The sequence below is a fragment of the Micromonospora sp. CNZ322 genome (genome assembly GCF_007827755.1).
This window is the reverse complement of sequence record NZ_VITD01000002.1, coordinates 157,036-172,686: the sequence shown is the minus strand read 5'-3', so window position 1 is coordinate 172,686 and position 15,651 is coordinate 157,036. Positions and strand designations below refer to the sequence as shown.

Sequence of the window (15,651 nt, the reverse complement as noted above, 5' to 3'; positions counted from 1 at the left end):
CCCCCGGTGAACGGGGACGGCGTCGGCAGAACGGGTGGTGCGCGACCGTCAGGTCATGTCGTCGTAGCGGCGTTCGATCGGCGCCGGTGGGGCGACCGGTTCGGGTACGCCGATCGGCGCGGCCGAGTCGACCCGCTGCCCGGCCACGACCGGGTCCGCGTCGAACTCCAACGGCGACACCTCGTCGTCGTCGATGCCGGCGTAGATCTCCTTGCCCCGCCCACGCCGCTTGTCGTTGAGGAAGGCGATGCCCACCGCGCCGAAGTAGAGCGCGGAGAGGCAGATCGCCAGGGCCGTCATCCCGAACGGGTCCGGGGTTGGGGTGACCACTGCGGAGAAGGCGAAGAACACGAAGATCGCCACGCGCCACCAGCTGAGCAACCGCTTCGCGCTGGCGATGCCCACGAAGTTGAGCATCAGCACGACGAGCGGGAACTCGAAGGCCACACCGAACAACAGGATCAGGTTGGTGACGAAGGAGATGTACTTGGTGATCTCCAGTGTCGTGCTGATCTCGCTGTCCGAGATGCTGAGCAGGAACTCCAGGCCCTTGGCCGTGACGAAGTACGCCAGCACCGCGCCGGCCGCGAACAGCGGCGCGGCGAGAGCGGTGAAGAAGTACGCGTAGCGCCGCTCGTGCCGGTGCAGGCCGGGCGCGATGAACGCCCAGAGCTGGTAGAGCCAGATCGGCGCGGCCACGATCAACCCGACCCAGAGCGCGACCTTCAGGTTGAGCAGGAACAGGTCGGCCGGGCCGAGCTGCACGAACTCACACTTGCCGTTGACAATCCTCGCCTGTGGCAGGTCACAGTAGGGCTGCTGGAGCAGGTGCAGCACCGGCTTCGCCAGCCAGAAACCGAAGCCGAAGCCGATCAGGATCGCCACGGACGCGCGGAAGAGTCGATTGCGCAGCTCGCGGACGTGCTCGATGAGCGTCATCGAGCCGTCGGCGGCCCGCTCGAACGTGCTCGGGCCGCGTTTGCGCAGTGCGAAGGCCACGGTAGTGGGGCCCTTCGGTCAGTTGTCGCGGACGCGGTGCACCGGGTCGACGACCGGCTGCTGCGGCGGCGCCTGCTGGTACGGGGCCTGCTGCGGCTGGCCAGCGAACGGCGCCTGCTGCCCGGCGTGCGGCGGCAGCGGCTGGTAGCCGGCCTGCGCGTCGGCCTTCTCGGCGAGGTCGCGGTCGTCGTCCTGCAGGCTCTTGGTCTCGGCCTTGATGATCCGCAGCGACCGACCCAGCGAGCGGGCCGCGTCGGGGAGCCGCTTCGCACCGAAGAGCAGGATCAGCACAACCACGAGAACAGCGATGTGCCACGGCTTGAGGGCACCCATGAGAAGCTCCAGTCGCTCTGTGTCCGGGAGGTGGTACGCAGCCCATCGTACGTGCGGATCGGCTGCCCGCCACCCGCTGGGTGGTGGTGGTCTGGGCGGGAGGGTGAAGTCTTGACCAACCCGCGATGATCCGTCAACCACCGGCGGGTGCGTACCCGATCAGCCGCGCTTGGCCTTGATCACCGCGAGTCGCCGGGAGGTGGTGTCGAGCCGACGTTGGACTTCCTCGGCGCGCTGTTGCAGCGCCTCGGCGGTGTCCCGCAGCGCCTCGGCCTCGGCGGCCCGCCGCTGCAACGCCACGGCGGCGCGGCGCAGTCGGGGCAGCCGGGCCAGCACCGGGCGCACGGCCAACGCGAGCGCCACGAGGGGTAGCAGCACCACCGCGAGCACGATCCAGATCAGCACGGCGGTCAGCCTACTGGGTGCGGCCGGCCACCGCCGGGTCACCCGACGGCGCGCGCTCCGGGTCGGCCTCGGGCGGCCGGGGCACGGCCGTGGGCGTGGGCACCGCGTACGCGTCCAGCGCTGCGGCCGCCGTCGCCCGCACCTGCTCGGCCAACTCGACCGGGGCGACCACCGTCACCTCCGGGCCGAGGCCCAGCACGAACCGGCGGGCCCACCCCAGGTCGGTGACCCGCAGGGAGACGAGCCACTGGTCGCCGTCGCCGGCCTCCACCCGCTCGCACGGGTAGTACTCGGTGATCCACCGCTCGCCCCGGCCGATGCGCAGGGTGATCAACGGAAGGTTGGCCGAGGGGCGGAACACGCCCTCGGTGAGGTCGTGCGGGACGGCCTGCGGCGGCACCGTGGCCGGCTCGTCCAACTCGGTGACCGCGTCGATCCGGTCGGCACGGAACAGTCGGACGGCCTCCGCGCGCCGACACCACGCCTCCACGTACGCCCGGCCGCCGACCATCAGCATCCGCAGCGGGTCGATGACGCGCTCGGTGGTCTCGTCCCGGGCGGCCGTGTAGTAGGTGATCCGCAAGGCCTTGCCGCCCTCCACGGCGGCGCGCAGCGCCTCGACCCGCGGGGTGTCCCCGGGCAACCGGACCGCCACCGGCGCGCCCACCAGGTCGCCCGCGGCCTCGATCTTGGCGAGGGCCCGTTCGACGGCCTCCCGGTTGGCCACCCCGGGCGTCTCGGCCAACATCCGCAGCGCCACAACGAGGGCCAGGGCCTCGTCCGGGGTCAGTCGCAACGGCCGGTCGATGCCGGCGTCGTAGGTGATGGTCACCCGGTCACCGTCGAACGCCATGTCGATCAGGTCACCGGGGCCGTACCCGGGGAGCCCGCACACCCAGAGCAGCTCCAGGTCCTCCCGGAGCTGGCGCTCGGTGACGCCCAGGTCACCGGCCGCCTCGGCGATCTCGATGCCGGGCCGGGCCAGCAGGTAGGGCACCAGGTTGAGCAGTCGGGCCAGCCGGTCGGCGGACGCGCGGGAACCGTTGCGGGCGGCCGGGCGGGTCACCGGGCACCCCCGCCGACGGCCAGCTCGTCGTGGCGCACGGCGATCTCCTTGAGTCGTTGGATGACCGCCTCGCGGACCTCCGGTGGGTCGAGGACCCGCACGTCCGGGCCGTAGCCGACGAGATGACCAGCCAGCCCGTCCGGGTCGGCGTACGGCAGGACCAGCCGGTCGCCGTCCGGCCCGGCGGTCACCTCCACCGCCCAACGGCGCAGCCCGGCGGCCCGCCCCGGCGCGGCCAGCACGGTGGCCCGACCGGTGCGCTCCACCGGACCCGACCAGCGGGCCACGTGGCTGATCAGGTCGACGTTGGCCGGCGGCTCGTACGCGCCGGGGGCGCCGGTCACCCGGACCGCGCCGACGACCCGGGACAGCCGGAAGCAGCGGGTCGCCTCCCGATCCTGGTCATGGCCGACCACATACCACCGGCCGCGCCAGCAGACCACGCCCCACGGTTGCAGCCGTCGCCGGCTGGGCGCGTCGCGGTCGGGCACCCGGTAGTCGAACCCCACCTCGCGGCGGTCCCGGGCAGCGGCGGTCAGCGGCGCGAACGCCGGGTCGACAGTGACCATCGGCTCCAGGCCGAGGGTCGCCTGCGGGTCCACGTCCACCCCGGCGGCACGCAGCTTGGCCAGCCCCGACGACGCGGCGGCGGCCAACCCGGCGTGCTGCCACAGCCGGGCGGCGATGCCGACCGCTGCGGCCTCGTCCGGTTCGAGGAGGATGTCGGGCAGCGCGTATTCGCGGTGGGCGATCCGGTAGCCGGGCTCGGCGTCGAAGGCGCTCGCCGTGCCGGTCTCCAATGGCACACCCAGCTCACGCAGCTCGGCCTTGTCCCGTTCGAACTTGCGCTGGAACGCCTCGTGGTCGCGCGCGTCGTCCGGATCGTGCTCGTAACCGGGCACGGTCGCGGCGATCTGCGCGGCGGTCAGGAACCGTCGCGTGGACAGCAGGCAGATCACCAGGTTGACCAGGCGTTCGGTGCGGGTCCGCGACACGCGGTAGACGCTAGCAGCCGACCCGCCCACACCGTGCACCCACGGCGGGCGTGCCGCACACTTGTTCGGATCGGGCCTCCCCCGGCGCGTCGCCGTCCGCGGTCTTAGGGTGATCCTCATGTCGCAAGCGGACGCCAGGCCCGAGAGCGAGAGCGTCGGCACCGTCGTCGTCGCCGGCGCCGCCAACCTCGCCATCGCGGTCGCCAAGCTGATCGCCGGGCTGATCTCCGGATCAGCCGCGATGCTCTCCGAGGCGGCGCACTCGGTCGCCGACACCACCACCGAGGTGCTGCTCTTCCAGGCGCTGCGCCGCGGCGCCCGCCCGGCCGACCAGCGACGCCCCTTCGGGTACGGCAAGGAAAGCTACGTCTGGGCGTTCTTCGCGGCCATGTTCACGTTCGTCGCCGGCGCCGGTTTCGCCGTCACCCACGGCGTCACCACGATCCTGGTGCACGAGCACAGCGGCGACTACCTCATCTCGTACATCGTGCTCGGGGTGTCATTCGTCATCGAGTCGATCTCACTGGCCCGGGCGGTGCGGCAGGTCCGCCGCGAGTCGCAGCGCTGGCGGACCACGCCTCGGCGGTTCCTGCGGCTGACCGCCGACACCACCGTCAAGGCCGTCTTCCTGGAGGACAGCGCGGCGCTGATCGGTCTGGTGCTGGCCGGGCTCGGCGTCGGCCTGTCGCACGCCACCGGCGACGAGGTGTGGGACGGCGTCGCGTCGATCCTGATCGGGCTCCTGCTGCTGGCGGTCGCCGGGGTCCTCGCCGCCAACAACCTGTCGCTGCTGGTCGGCCGGGCCGTCCCGGAGCGGCTGCGCCACGAGATCGAGCAGGATCTGGCCGGGCTGCCCGAGGTGGAGCGCATCGACACCCTGTTGACAATGCAGCTGGGCCCGCAGGACATCCTGGTCGCCGCAAAGGTCGACTTCCGCGACGAGGCCACCGGCGCGCAGATCGAGGCCACCGCCGACGAGGCCGAGCGGCGGCTCACGAACCGGTACCCGGAGATCAGGTTCGTCTTCCTCGACCCGACCCGTTCGATGCCGGGCGCCACCGGCACCGCCCGGCACACCCAGGCCGGGCCGAGCCCGGACGCCGGCGGCCCCGAACCGACCTGACCCACACCCGGGCGCGGACCGCCACGCCCGCGCGGCTAGCGTGCCCGTCATGGTGCGATGGCGTACGGGGACGGTGGCGACGCTGCGACGGCAGTGGACCGGAGCGGTGGAGCTGGACGTCGACCTGCCCGACGGCACGCGGATGCGGGCGCTGGCCTACCCGGAGCTGGTCGGCATGCCCGAGCCCGGCGACCGGGTGCTGCTCAACGCCGGCGCGCTGCTGATGGGCCTGGGCACCGGCGGGTACGCCCTGGTGGTCGCCCTGCCCGACCGGCTGCCGCCGGACCCGCCGGACGTCGCCGACACCCGCGACGCCGGGCACCTGGTCAAGGCCCGCTACACGCCGTTGCAGCCGATCCTCCTCGGCGTCGACGAGGAGGCATCTCCGCACCGCGACGTGCTGGCCGACGCGGACGACCTCGGCGGACTGCCGGTGGTCACCGCCGACCTGCACTCGGCGCTCCCGGCGATCCTGGCCGGCATCCGGGCCGACGCCCCGCAGGCGCGGGTGGCGTACCTGCTCACCGACGGCGGGGCGCTGCCCGCCTGGTTCTCCCGCACCCTCGCCGGGCTGCGGGCCGAGCTGGCCGGCACGATCACCGTCGGGCAGGCGTTCGGTGGCGACCTGGAGGCCACCACCCTGCACGGCGGTCTGCTCGCCGCCCGTTACGTGCTGAACGCGGACGTGGCGATCGTGGCTCAGGGACCGGGCAACCTGGGCACCGGCACCCAATGGGGCTTCTCCGGCGTCGCCGTGGGCGAGGCGGTCAACGCGATCGCCACGCTGGGCGGAAAGCCGGTCGGATCGTTGCGCATCTCCGACGCCGACCCCCGCCCCCGACACCGGGGCGTGTCACACCACAGCCTCACCGCGTACGGTCGGGTGGCGCTCGCCCCGGCGGAGCTGGTGGTGCCCGAGGACCTGGCGCCTTCCCTCGCGGCCGAGGTGCACGCCGCACTGGCGCCCCTCGCGGAACGGCACCGGATCGTCCGGGTGCTCACCGACGGTCTGGACGCCGCGCTGCGGGCCAGCGCCGTGCCCCTGTCCACCATGGGCCGTGGCCTCGACGCCGACCGCGCGTACTTCGTGGCGGCAGCCGCCGCCGGCCGCCACGCCGTAACCCTCCTCCCCTGACCCCCCGGCCCCGCACCCGGTTGATCATGAAGTGATTGCCCGTCGCCCCGGCGTGTCATGGCAATAACTTCATGATCAACGCGAGCTGGGGCGGGGGCAGGGGAAGGGGGAGGGATAGGGGGTCAGGCCAGGAAGATCAGGGCTAGCCAGCCGCCCACGATGAGCACCAGCGCCAGGGCCAGCACCCAGGTCGGCACCGTGTATTCACCGCGCCGGTTACGGTCGATCTCGGCGCGGATCTTCTCCCGCCGGCGTTCGATCCAGTTCTGCCGCTCGGTGCCGCGCTCGGGGCGGTCGGAAGGTCCAGAAGTCGTCATGGCGCGCTCAGCTTAACCGCTCAGCGCGCCGGGCTGAGCGGCCCCGTCGGCGCAGCGCACCGACGGGGCCGGCGACCGGTCACATGCTGGCGATCAGCCGCTCCACCCGCTCGTCGTACGCCCGGAACGGGTCCTTGCAGAGCACGGTGCGCTGCGCCTGGTCGTTGAGCTTCAGGTGCACCCAGTCGACGGTGAAGTCCCGGCGCTTCTCCTGGGCGTGCCGGATGAACTCGCCCCGCAGCCGGGCCCGGGTGGTCTGCGGCGGGGTCTCCTTGGCCTCGAAGATCTCCGGGTCGGTGGCCACCCGGTCGACCTCGCCGCGGCGCTCCAGGAGCCCGTAGAGGCCCCGGCCGCGGCGCACGTCGTGGTAGGCCAGATCCATCTGCGCCACCCGGGGGTGCGACAGCGGCAGGTCGTGCTTGCGCTGGTAACGCTCGATCAGCCGCAGCTTGCTGACCCAGTCGATCTCCCGGGAGACCGGCTCCAGGTCGCCAGTCTCCACCGCGTTGAGCACCCGGCCCCACAGCTCGACGACCCGCTTGGCGGCCTGGTCGCCACCGCGTCGCTCGACGAACTCGGTGGCCTTGGCGAGGTATTCCTGCTGGATGTCCAGGGCGCTGACCTCCTTGCCGTTGGCCAACCGCACCTTGCGCCGGCCGGTGATGTCGTGCGACACCTCCCGGATGGCCCGGATCGGGTTCTCCAGGGACAGGTCGCGCATCACCACCCCGGCCTCGATCATCCGCAGCACGATGTCGGCGGTGCCGACCTTGAGCAGCGTGGTGACCTCGTTCATGTTGGAGTCACCGACGATCACGTGCAGCCGCCGGTAGCGCTCGGCGTCAGCGTGCGGCTCGTCGCGGGTGTTGATGATCGGGCGGCTGCGGGTGGTCGCCGAGGAGACGCCCTCCCAGATGTGCTCGGCCCGCTGAGAGAGGCAGTAGACCGCGCCGCGTGGGGTTTGCAGGACCTTGCCGGCCCCGCAGATCAACTGCCGGGTGACCAGGAACGGGATGAGCACGTCGGCGAGCCGGCCGAACTCGCCGTGCCGGGAGACCAGGTAGTTCTCGTGGCAGCCGTACGAGTTGCCGGCCGAATCGGTGTTGTTCTTGAACAGGTAGATCTCACCCGCGATGCCCTCGTCGTGCAGCCGCTTCTCCGCGTCGACGAGCAGGCCCTCCAGGATCCGCTCGCCGGCCCGGTCGTGGGCGACGAGATCGGTCACCGAGTCGCACTCCGGTGTCGCGTACTCCGGATGCGACCCGACGTCCAGGTAGAGCCGGGCCCCATTGCGCAGGAAGACATTGCTCGACCGACCCCAGGACACCACGCGACGGAACAAATACCGCGCGACCTCGTCCGGGGACAGCCGCCGCTGCCCGCGATAGGTGCAGGTGACGCCGTACTCGGTCTCGAGGCCGAAGATTCGCCGCTCCATGGTGTGACATTAGCCGCCCGGAGGCCCGGTTCGTCACTGTCAGACCACAGGTCGTGCCCCGAGCGCGGTCACATACCGGTTGAGTGCGACATTCCGTCCGGACCGAGGCTCGCCACGAACCGCCGGCAGCTGTCGTACTCCGGAAGCAGGCCCCGCTCGCGCGCCTGCGCCAGAGTCGGCGCCGCGTCGTCGCGCGCGGACAACAATGGAACGTCGGCGGGCCACTCGATGTCCAACTCCTCGTCCAGCGGGTGCACAGCGTGCTCGCCGGTCGGGTTGTAGGTGGCCGAGCAGAGATAGCTCAACGTCGCGTCGTCGGTCAACGCGCAGAACCCGTGCCCCAGCCCCTCGCTGAGGTAGACCGCCCGACGGTCGGTGTCGTCCAGTCGGACGCCCTCCCAACGACCGAAGGTCGGCGAGCCCACCCGCAGGTCCACGATCACGTCGAGGACCGCCCCCCGCACACAGGTGACGTACTTGGCCTGCCCGGGCGGGACGTCGGCGAAGTGGACGCCGCGCACCACGCCACGCGCGGAGACCGACAGGTTGGCCTGGGCCAGCCGCAGCGGATGCCCCGCCACCTCGGCGAGCTTGTCGAAGCGGTACCACTCCATGAACATGCCGCGCGGGTCACCGTGCTGCTGGGGGGTGATCTCCCAGGCACCCACGATGCTCAGCTCCCGGATCTTCACCAGGAACCCCCGTCGTCGCCGGCCTTGTCGCTGAGCAGACCGAGCAGGTAGTTGCCATAACCGCTCTTGGTCAGCGGCTCGGCGAGCGCACGCAGCTGCGCGTCGTCGATCAGGCCGGCCCGCCAGGCGACCTCCTCGACGCAACCGATCTTGAGGCCCTGCCGCTCCTCGACCACCCGGACGAACTCGGCGGCCTGCATCATCGAGGTGAACGTGCCGGTGTCCAGCCACGCGGTGCCCCGATCCAGCACCGTCACCGCCAGCTCCCCGGTCTCCCGGTACACCTCGTTGACCGCCGTGATCTCCAGCTCGCCGCGGGCGCTCGGGGTGAGCTTGCGGGCGATGTCCACCACCCGGTTGTCGTAGAAGTAGAGGCCGGGCACCGCGTAGCGGGACTTCGGGCGGGCCGGCTTCTCCTCGATCGAGAGCACCCGACCATCGGCGTCGAAGTCGACCACGCCGTACTCCTGCGGGTTGGCCACCTGATAGGCGAAGACCCGCCCGCCGACCGGGTCACCGTGGTCGGCGAGCTGCCGGCCCAGACCCACGCCGTGGAAGATGTTGTCGCCGAGGACCAACGCCACCGACTCGGTGCCGATGAAGTCCGCGCCGAGGATGAACGCCTGCGCGATGCCCTCCGGGCGCTCCTGGCTGACGTACTCCAGCCGCAGCCCGAACTGGCTGCCGTCCCCGAGCAGCCGACGGAACTGGTCCTGGTCGTCCGGAGTCGTGATCACCAGGATCTCCCGGACCCCGGACATCACCAGGGTGGAGAGCGGGTAATAGATCATCGGCTTGTCGAAGACCGGCATCAGCTGCTTCGAGACCGCCCGGGTGATCGGCCAGAGCCGGGACCCGGTGCCGCCGGCAAGTAGGATTCCGCGCATCGGGGAAGCCTAACCGCACCCGGACACGGTGTGCGGGGGTCGCATACCAGGAGCCGCGCCGTCCGTCGCGTATACTTCCGGACCCGTGAGGATCCTCGTCACCGGCGGAGCCGGATTCATCGGGTCGGAGTACGTTCGTCTGCTGCTGGGCAAGCCCCTCGGCAGTGCGGACGGCGTGCCGCCGCTCGAGCCGGCCGTCGTGACCGTACTGGACAAGCTGACCTACTCGGGCAACCTGGCCAACCTTGAGCCCGTCCGCGACGACCCGCGACTGCGGTTCGTGCAGGGCGACATCTGCGACCCGGTCGTGGTCGACGAGGTGGTGGCCGAGCACGACGTGATCGTGCACTTCGCCGCCGAGTCACACGTCGACCGCTCGATCGCGGGCGCCGCGCCGTTCGTCACCACCAACGTGCTGGGCACCCAGACGCTGCTCGACGCGGCGCTGCGCCACGGCACCGGCCGGTTCGTGCACGTCTCCACCGACGAGGTCTACGGCTCGATCGACGAGGGCTCCTGGACCGAGACCTGGCCCCTCGCCCCCAACTCGCCGTACTCGGCATCCAAGGCCGGCTCCGACCTGCTCGCGCTGTCGTACCACCGCACCCACGGCATGGACGTGGTCGTCACGCGCTGCTCCAACAACTACGGCCCGTACCAGTTCCCCGAGAAGGTCATCCCGCTGTTCGTCAGCAACCTGCTCGACGGCGGCACCGTCCCCCTCTACGGCGACGGCGGCAACATCCGTGACTGGCTGCACGTGCACGACCACTGCCGGGGCATCGCCCTCGTCCAGCAGAAGGGCCGCGCCGGTGAGGTCTACAACATCGGCGGCGGCACCGAGCTGACCAACAAGGAACTCACCGGCCTGCTCCTGGACGCCTGCGGCGCCGGGTGGGACCGGGTCGTCCCGGTCACCGACCGCAAGGGCCACGACCGCCGGTACTCCCTCGACATCACCAAGATCAGCGAAGAGCTCGGCTACCACCCCAGCATCACCCTGGACCAGGGCCTCGCCGACACCGTCCGCTGGTACCGGGACAACCGCAGCTGGTGGGAACCCCTCAAGTCCGCGCCGACCGCATGACCCGAATCCTCGTCACCGGCGCGGGCGGGATGCTCGGCCGGGACCTGATCACCGTGCTGGGTGCACGGCCCGACCTCAAGGTGACCGCCGCCACCCGCACCGACCTGGACGTCACCGACCGCGCGGCGGTCCACGCCGCCGTCGCCGGGCACGACCTGGTGATCAACGCGGCCGCGTGGACCAACGTCGACGCCGCCGAGGCCGACGAGGCCGCGGCGACCGCCGTCAACGGCCACGCCGTGGCCAACCTGGCCGCGGCGTGCGCCACCGACGGAACCCGGCTGATCCAGGTCTCCACCGACTACGTCCTCGCCGGCAACGCGGACACCCCGTACCCGGAGGACGCGCCCACCGCGCCGGTCAACGCCTACGGGCGCGGCAAGCTGGTCGGCGAACAGGCCGTCGCGCGGCTGCTGCCCGACACCGGGTACGTCGTGCGCACCGCCTGGCTCTACGGCGCGCACGGCCCGAACTTCGTGGCCACCATGCTCCGACTCGCCAGCCAGCGCGAACACCTCGACGTGGTCGACGACCAACACGGCCAACCGACCTGGTCGTACGCGCTCGCCGAGCGGCTCGTCGCGCTCGCCGACGCCGCGCTGGCCGGTCACGCGACGCCCGGCGTCTACCACGGCACCTGCGCCGGGCAGACGACCTGGTACGGGCTTGCCCGCGCCGCGTTCACGCTGGCCGGACTGGACCCGGACCGGATCCGACCCACCACCAGCGACCGGTATCCGCGTCCCGCCCCCCGGCCTGCGTACAGTGTGCTAGGGCACAGCCGCTGGGCAGCCGTGGGTCTGCCCGCGCTTCCAGACTGGCACCGCGCCCTGGTTGACGCGTTCCACTCCCCCGCTCCACCCGCCCCGTGGAAGGTCGCATGAAGCTCACCCTCGTCACCGGCCTGACCGGCCTGCTGCTCCTCGGCACCATCGTCGAGCTGTTGCGCCGCCGTCAGCTGCGCGAGAAGTACGGCATGCTCTGGCTCGCCGTACTGATCATCGTGATTCCGCTGTCCCTTTTCCCCCGGCTGCTCGACAACGTCGCCGAACTCCTCGGCGTCGCCTCCGGTGTCAGCCTGGTGCTCTTCCTCGGCATCGTCTTCCTGCTGCTGGTGTGCGTACACCTGAGCTGGGAGGTCAGTGCCCTGGAAGAAGAGACCCGCACCCTGGCCGAAGACTTCGCCCTGCTGCGCGCTGAAATCGACGCGGACCGGGCAGCCCGAGACGAACTGGTGTCGACCGATGGTTAACGGCAAGCGCACACTGATCATCATCCCGGCTCTCAACGAGTCGGGCTCGATCGCCGACGTCGTCGGCGAGGTCCGTGGCGAACTGCCCGGCGTCGACGTGCTCGTCGTCGACGACGGCTCCACCGATCGCACCGCCGCCGCCGCCGCCGCCGCCGGGGCCCTGGTCGCCAAACTGCCGTACAACCTCGGCGTTGGTGGGGCCATGCGACTCGGCTACCGCTACGCCCGGGACCACGACTACGACGTCGCCATCCAAATCGACGCCGACGGCCAGCACGACCCCCGGTACGTGCCGAAGCTCGTCGACCTGCTCGACGACAACGACCTCGTCATCGGCGCCCGCTTCGCCGGTGAGGGCGACTACAACGTCCGCGGCCCCCGCCGCTGGGCGATGGTGATGCTCTCCGCCGTGCTGTCCCGGGTCGCCCGCACCAAGCTCACCGACACCACCTCCGGCTTCCGGGCCGCCAACCGGCGGGTCATCGAGATGTTCGCCGGCTGGTACCCGGCCGAGTACCTCGGCGACACGGTGGAGACCCTGGTGCACACCGCCCGCCGCGGCTACCGCATCCGCCAGGTGCCGGTCGCCATGCGCAAGCGGATGGCTGGCACACCCAGCCACTCCCCCGCCAAGGCGATGGTCTACCTCGGCCGCGCGTTCGCCGTTCTCACGCTGGCGCTCATCCGCCGGTGATCCGACGGCTACTGAGCCTGGTCCCGCCCGGCACCGTCGCTGTCGGTGCCGGGCTGGCCCTTCTCGGGCTCGCCTCCTACGTTCACCTCGCAGTCGCCGGCCACAGCCTCAGCCAGGCCGACTACTCGTCCCTGTCGGTGCTCTGGTCGATCGTGTTCACCCTCGGCATCGGCGTGTTCATGCCGATCGAGCAGGAGGTCGCCCGGGTCGTCGCCGCCCGACACAGCCAGGGCCTGCCCCCCGGGCCGGTACTGGCCCGCGGCGTCACCGTCGCCGCCGTGATGCTCGCGGTGCTGGTGTTGGCCGTCACCATCGGCCGTCAACCGCTCGCCGACAAGCTCTTCGCCGGTGACGGCAACCTGGTCACCGTGCTGATCGGCGCGCTCGCCGCGATGGCCGTCGCCTACGCCACCCGAGGCGTCCTCTCCGGCCTGCAACTGTTCCCCTGGTACGGCGCTCAACTCGGGATCGACGGCGGCCTGCGGATCATCATGGTCGCCCTGCTCGGGCTGGCCGGAGTGACGTCACCCGTCTGGTACGGGCTCGTGCTCGTCGCCGCCCCACTGGTCAGCGTCCTGCTCACCCTGCCGCCGGTGCTGCGCGCCATCGGCGGAGGCCCGCCGGTGGCCTGGGCCACCCTGCTACGCGGCCTCGGCCTGCTCACCGCCTCCAGCCTGCTCTCCCAGGTCGTGGTGAACATCGGCGTGATCAACGTGCAGCTACTCGCCCCCTCCGACGCGGCGGCCGCCGGCGCACTGCTCTCCGCCCTCGTGCTGGTCCGCATCCCCCTGTTCGTCTTCGGCTCCCTACAGGCGTCACTGCTGCCCGGCCTGGCCACCACCGCCACCACCGGCGACCAGGCCGGCTTCCACAGCCTGCTGCGCCGGGCGCTCGGCATCGTCACCGCACTCGGCCTCACCGGCGCCCTCGGCGCCGTGTTGCTCGGCCCATGGCTGGTCGGCACCCTCTTCGACGCACCCGGCGTTCTCGGGCACGGCGACTTTGCCTGGTTGGCGGCCGCCACGCTCGCCTACCTGTGGGCGATGGTGCTCGGCCAGGCCCTTCTCGCCCTCGACCGGCACCGCGCCCAGGCCCTCGCCTGGACCGCCGGCGTCGCCGCCCTGATCGCCGTGACGCTGATCCCGGCTCCGGTCACCCTGCGAGTCGAACTGGCGTACACCATCGGCTCCGTCATCGTGGCCGCCACCATGGCGATGCTGCTGCGCGGCGGCGTCCGCCGACCCACCACCCCCACCCGGCCGCTCGCCGAGGCCGTCGCCCCTGCCGCATCCGGAGGCATCCGATGACCCGACCCCGGGTGAGCGCCGTCATGCTCGCCTACGGCCCGGAGCCCTACCTCGTCGACGCCGCCCATGCGGTGCTGGCCAGCACCGACGTCGAGATCGACCTCATCGTCGTCGACAACGGCTGCACCGGGGACGGCATCGACATCGTCAAGGGCCTCCCCGGGGTGCGGGTGATCCGACCGGAGGAGAACACCGGCTACTCCGGCGGTTGCCGGGTCGGCGCGGCCGAGGCCACCGGTGACTGGCTCGCGTTCGTCAACTCCGATGCCGTCGTCGCACCCGACGCCCTGGCCAAGACCACCGCTGTGGCCGCCGAAGCGGGCGTCGGCGCGGCCATGGCGTCCATCCGGCTGGCAGACACCCCCGAGCTGATCAACACCAGCGGTAACCCGCTGCACTTCACCGGCCTCTCCTGGGCCGGCGGCAACGGCGAACCGGCCAGCAACCACGCCGAGCGGCGGGCCGTACCCTCCCTCAGCGGCTGCTGCTTCGTGATCAGCAGGCAGCTCTGGCGCGAACTCGACGGCTTCGCCGCCGAATACTTCGCGTACCACGAGGACACCGAACTCAGCCTGCGACTGTGGCAACGCGGACTACGACTGGAGTACGTGCCGGACGCCGTCGTCCGTCACCACTACGAGTTCTCCCGCAACTCCCTGAAGCTCTACCTGGTCGAGCGGAACCGACTGGTCACCCTGCTCACCGCCTACGAGGCGCGGACACTCGTGGTGCTCGCCCCGGCGCTGCTGCTCACCGAGGCCGCCATGCTCACCGCCGCGGTCGTCGGCGGCTGGTCCCGGCAGAAGCTGCGGGGTTGGGGCTGGTTGTGGCGCAACCGCGACTGGGTTCGCGGCCGTCGACGCCAGCTACAGGCCGAACGCCGGGTGCCGGACGGGGTCATCGCGGAGCTGATGACCGGTCGGGTCACACCCTCCGGTGTGCCGACCACACCCGGCCTGGGCGCGTTCAACGCCGTCGCCGGCGGTTACTGGGCCCTGGCCCGGCCCCTGCTGCGCCGAGGATGACCGCCGCGCTGGTGCCGGCCCCGAACGCGGGCCCGGCACCAGCGGGCGAAACCCTAGCGCTCGCCGCCCTCCGCGGGCCGGTCCTCCAGGTCCGCGGAACCGGCCGAACTCGTCGGCTTGTGCCCCTCCGTGGTCGGCACGACCGGCTCGGCGGGACCGCCCGCCGCATCCGCCGCCTGCCCCTCGGCAGCCGCATCCCCGTCCAACAGGGCCGTCAGCGCGGCACCGGTGATCCGCCGGAACGTCCGTCCGATCCGCTGACGGTCCAGGACCGCCACCTCGAGCTGGTTCGCGGCGATCGTGCGGGCGGCACCGCCCTCACCACCGACGGTGCTCAACGCCTGCACCGCCACCCTGACCGCCTCGCCCAGGGACATGTCCGCCCGATGCTGCGACTTCAACACGCCGGTGATCGCCTCGGCCTGGCCACCCATGGCCATCCGCCCTGGCTCGTCGTTGACCGAACCGTCATAGGTCAGCCGGTACAGCTCGTCCGCCTCCGGGGTGGCACCGACCTCCGCCACGCAGATCTCCACCTCGAACGGCTTCGACTGCTCGGTGAAAATGGCACCCAGGGTCTGCGCGAACGCGTTGGCCAGGGCCCGACCAGTGACGTCACGCCGGTCGTAGCTGAGCCCGTTCAGGTCGGCCATCCGAACACCGGCGCGGCGCAGGTTCTCGAACTCGTTGTACCGGCCGACCGCGGCGAACCCGATCCGGTCGTAGATCTCGCTGACCTTGTGCAGGGCGCTGGAGAGGTTCTCCGCGACGAAGAGGACCCCGCCGGCGTAGCTGAGGACCACCGCGCTGCGACCCCGAGCGATGCCCTTGCGGGCCAACTCGGAGCGGTCGCGCATGATCTGTTCGGGGGAGGCGTAGAACTGCATGGCCACGTC

The 15,651-nt window shown here is 71.5% G+C and carries 18 protein-coding genes; 8 read left to right on the top strand and 10 right to left on the bottom strand.

The window, feature by feature from the left end:
- Positions 1 to 48 precede the first annotated feature (48 nt).
- The 5 genes from tatC to FB453_RS05815 all read right to left on the bottom strand — a co-directional run bounded on the left by tatC (position 49) and on the right by FB453_RS05815 (position 3,798).
- Entirely contained in the window at positions 49 to 999 is a 951-nt protein-coding gene (tatC, locus tag FB453_RS05835; RefSeq protein WP_145788127.1) for a twin-arginine translocase subunit TatC, read from the bottom strand.
- Positions 1,000 to 1,017: 18 nt separating this feature from the next.
- Entirely contained in the window at positions 1,018 to 1,332 is a 315-nt protein-coding gene (tatA, locus tag FB453_RS05830; protein WP_112587298.1) for a Sec-independent protein translocase subunit TatA, read from the bottom strand.
- 159 nt (positions 1,333 to 1,491) lie between these two features.
- Complete coding sequence (locus tag FB453_RS05825; protein ID WP_112726421.1) at positions 1,492 to 1,737, bottom strand: hypothetical protein; 246 nt, start codon at positions 1,735 to 1,737, stop codon at positions 1,492 to 1,494.
- 10 nt (positions 1,738 to 1,747) lie between these two features.
- The gene (locus FB453_RS05820) at positions 1,748 to 2,803 is read right to left on the bottom strand and encodes a helix-turn-helix transcriptional regulator (RefSeq protein ID WP_145788124.1); all 1,056 of its coding nucleotides are present in this window, start codon (positions 2,801 to 2,803) and stop codon (positions 1,748 to 1,750) included.
- Positions 2,800 to 3,798, bottom strand: coding sequence for a helix-turn-helix transcriptional regulator (locus tag FB453_RS05815; protein WP_145788122.1), 999 nt, complete (start codon positions 3,796 to 3,798; stop codon positions 2,800 to 2,802). Before FB453_RS05815 ends, FB453_RS05820 begins: the two co-directional genes overlap by 4 nt.
- Before the next feature lie 118 nt (positions 3,799 to 3,916).
- Between FB453_RS05815 and FB453_RS05810 the strand changes: the two genes are divergently transcribed.
- A complete protein-coding gene (locus tag FB453_RS05810; RefSeq protein ID WP_112587300.1) occupies positions 3,917 to 4,921 on the top strand; it encodes a cation diffusion facilitator family transporter in 1,005 nt (334 codons plus the stop codon).
- A gap of 49 nt (positions 4,922 to 4,970) precedes the next feature.
- On the top strand, positions 4,971 to 6,056 hold the full coding sequence (locus FB453_RS05805) for a DUF3866 family protein (protein ID WP_145788120.1): 1,086 nt from the start codon (positions 4,971 to 4,973) through the stop codon (positions 6,054 to 6,056).
- A gap of 122 nt (positions 6,057 to 6,178) precedes the next feature.
- Here the strand turns inward: FB453_RS05805 and FB453_RS05800 are convergent, their stop codons facing one another.
- The 4 genes from FB453_RS05800 to rfbA all read right to left on the bottom strand — a co-directional run bounded on the left by FB453_RS05800 (position 6,179) and on the right by rfbA (position 9,390).
- On the bottom strand, positions 6,179 to 6,373 hold the full coding sequence (locus FB453_RS05800; protein WP_091408694.1) for a hypothetical protein: 195 nt from the start codon (positions 6,371 to 6,373) through the stop codon (positions 6,179 to 6,181).
- Positions 6,374 to 6,452: 79 nt separating this feature from the next.
- The gene (gene pafA, locus FB453_RS05795) at positions 6,453 to 7,811 is read right to left on the bottom strand and encodes a Pup--protein ligase (protein WP_088989658.1); all 1,359 of its coding nucleotides are present in this window, start codon (positions 7,809 to 7,811) and stop codon (positions 6,453 to 6,455) included.
- 68 nt (positions 7,812 to 7,879) lie between these two features.
- Positions 7,880 to 8,503, bottom strand: coding sequence for a dTDP-4-dehydrorhamnose 3,5-epimerase (gene rfbC / locus FB453_RS05790; protein ID WP_145788117.1), 624 nt, complete (start codon positions 8,501 to 8,503; stop codon positions 7,880 to 7,882).
- The gene (gene rfbA, locus FB453_RS05785; RefSeq protein WP_112587307.1) at positions 8,500 to 9,390 is read right to left on the bottom strand and encodes a glucose-1-phosphate thymidylyltransferase RfbA; all 891 of its coding nucleotides are present in this window, start codon (positions 9,388 to 9,390) and stop codon (positions 8,500 to 8,502) included. Before rfbA ends, rfbC begins: the two co-directional genes overlap by 4 nt.
- An 85-nt stretch (positions 9,391 to 9,475) precedes the next feature.
- On the opposite strand from rfbA, the gene rfbB reads away from it, so the two are divergent.
- Genes rfbB through FB453_RS05755 form a run of 6 tightly spaced genes read left to right on the top strand, consistent with a single transcriptional unit; the run spans position 9,476 to position 14,755 of the window.
- The gene (gene rfbB, locus FB453_RS05780; RefSeq protein WP_112587309.1) at positions 9,476 to 10,477 is read left to right on the top strand and encodes a dTDP-glucose 4,6-dehydratase; all 1,002 of its coding nucleotides are present in this window, start codon (positions 9,476 to 9,478) and stop codon (positions 10,475 to 10,477) included.
- Complete coding sequence (gene rfbD, locus FB453_RS05775) at positions 10,474 to 11,361, top strand: dTDP-4-dehydrorhamnose reductase (RefSeq protein WP_112601106.1); 888 nt, start codon at positions 10,474 to 10,476, stop codon at positions 11,359 to 11,361. The genes rfbB and rfbD overlap by 4 nt, the downstream gene beginning before the upstream one ends.
- On the top strand, positions 11,358 to 11,729 hold the full coding sequence (locus FB453_RS05770) for a DUF2304 domain-containing protein (RefSeq protein ID WP_112587313.1): 372 nt from the start codon (positions 11,358 to 11,360) through the stop codon (positions 11,727 to 11,729). Before rfbD ends, FB453_RS05770 begins: the two co-directional genes overlap by 4 nt.
- Positions 11,722 to 12,423 (top strand): glycosyltransferase family 2 protein, encoded by a 702-nt coding sequence (locus FB453_RS05765; RefSeq protein ID WP_145788115.1) that lies wholly within the window; start codon positions 11,722 to 11,724, stop codon positions 12,421 to 12,423. Before FB453_RS05770 ends, FB453_RS05765 begins: the two co-directional genes overlap by 8 nt.
- On the top strand, positions 12,420 to 13,730 hold the full coding sequence (locus FB453_RS05760; protein ID WP_112587318.1) for a lipopolysaccharide biosynthesis protein: 1,311 nt from the start codon (positions 12,420 to 12,422) through the stop codon (positions 13,728 to 13,730). Before FB453_RS05765 ends, FB453_RS05760 begins: the two co-directional genes overlap by 4 nt.
- A complete protein-coding gene (locus FB453_RS05755; protein ID WP_145788113.1) occupies positions 13,727 to 14,755 on the top strand; it encodes a glycosyltransferase family 2 protein in 1,029 nt (342 codons plus the stop codon). Before FB453_RS05760 ends, FB453_RS05755 begins: the two co-directional genes overlap by 4 nt.
- Before the next feature lie 53 nt (positions 14,756 to 14,808).
- Here FB453_RS05755 and prcA read toward each other — a convergent pair whose 3' ends face one another.
- Complete coding sequence (gene prcA / locus FB453_RS05750) at positions 14,809 to 15,648, bottom strand: proteasome subunit alpha (protein ID WP_145788110.1); 840 nt, start codon at positions 15,646 to 15,648, stop codon at positions 14,809 to 14,811.
- Positions 15,649 to 15,651 lie beyond the last annotated feature (3 nt).

Coding starts and splice junctions, on each gene's coding strand:
- tatA (WP_112587298.1), bottom strand. CDS start 1,332: ATGGGTGCCCTCAAGCCGTGGCACATCGCTGTTCTCGTGGTTGTGCTG.
- FB453_RS05810 (WP_112587300.1), top strand. CDS start 3,917: ATGTCGCAAGCGGACGCCAGGCCCGAGAGCGAGAGCGTCGGCACCGTC.
- FB453_RS05805 (WP_145788120.1), top strand. CDS start 4,971: ATGGTGCGATGGCGTACGGGGACGGTGGCGACGCTGCGACGGCAGTGG.
- FB453_RS05800 (WP_091408694.1), bottom strand. CDS start 6,373: ATGACGACTTCTGGACCTTCCGACCGCCCCGAGCGCGGCACCGAGCGG.
- pafA (WP_088989658.1), bottom strand. CDS start 7,811: ATGGAGCGGCGAATCTTCGGCCTCGAGACCGAGTACGGCGTCACCTGC.
- rfbA (WP_112587307.1), bottom strand. CDS start 9,390: ATGCGCGGAATCCTACTTGCCGGCGGCACCGGGTCCCGGCTCTGGCCG.
- rfbD (WP_112601106.1), top strand. CDS start 10,474: ATGACCCGAATCCTCGTCACCGGCGCGGGCGGGATGCTCGGCCGGGAC.
- FB453_RS05770 (WP_112587313.1), top strand. CDS start 11,358: ATGAAGCTCACCCTCGTCACCGGCCTGACCGGCCTGCTGCTCCTCGGC.
- FB453_RS05765 (WP_145788115.1), top strand. CDS start 11,722: ATGGTTAACGGCAAGCGCACACTGATCATCATCCCGGCTCTCAACGAG.
- FB453_RS05755 (WP_145788113.1), top strand. CDS start 13,727: ATGACCCGACCCCGGGTGAGCGCCGTCATGCTCGCCTACGGCCCGGAG.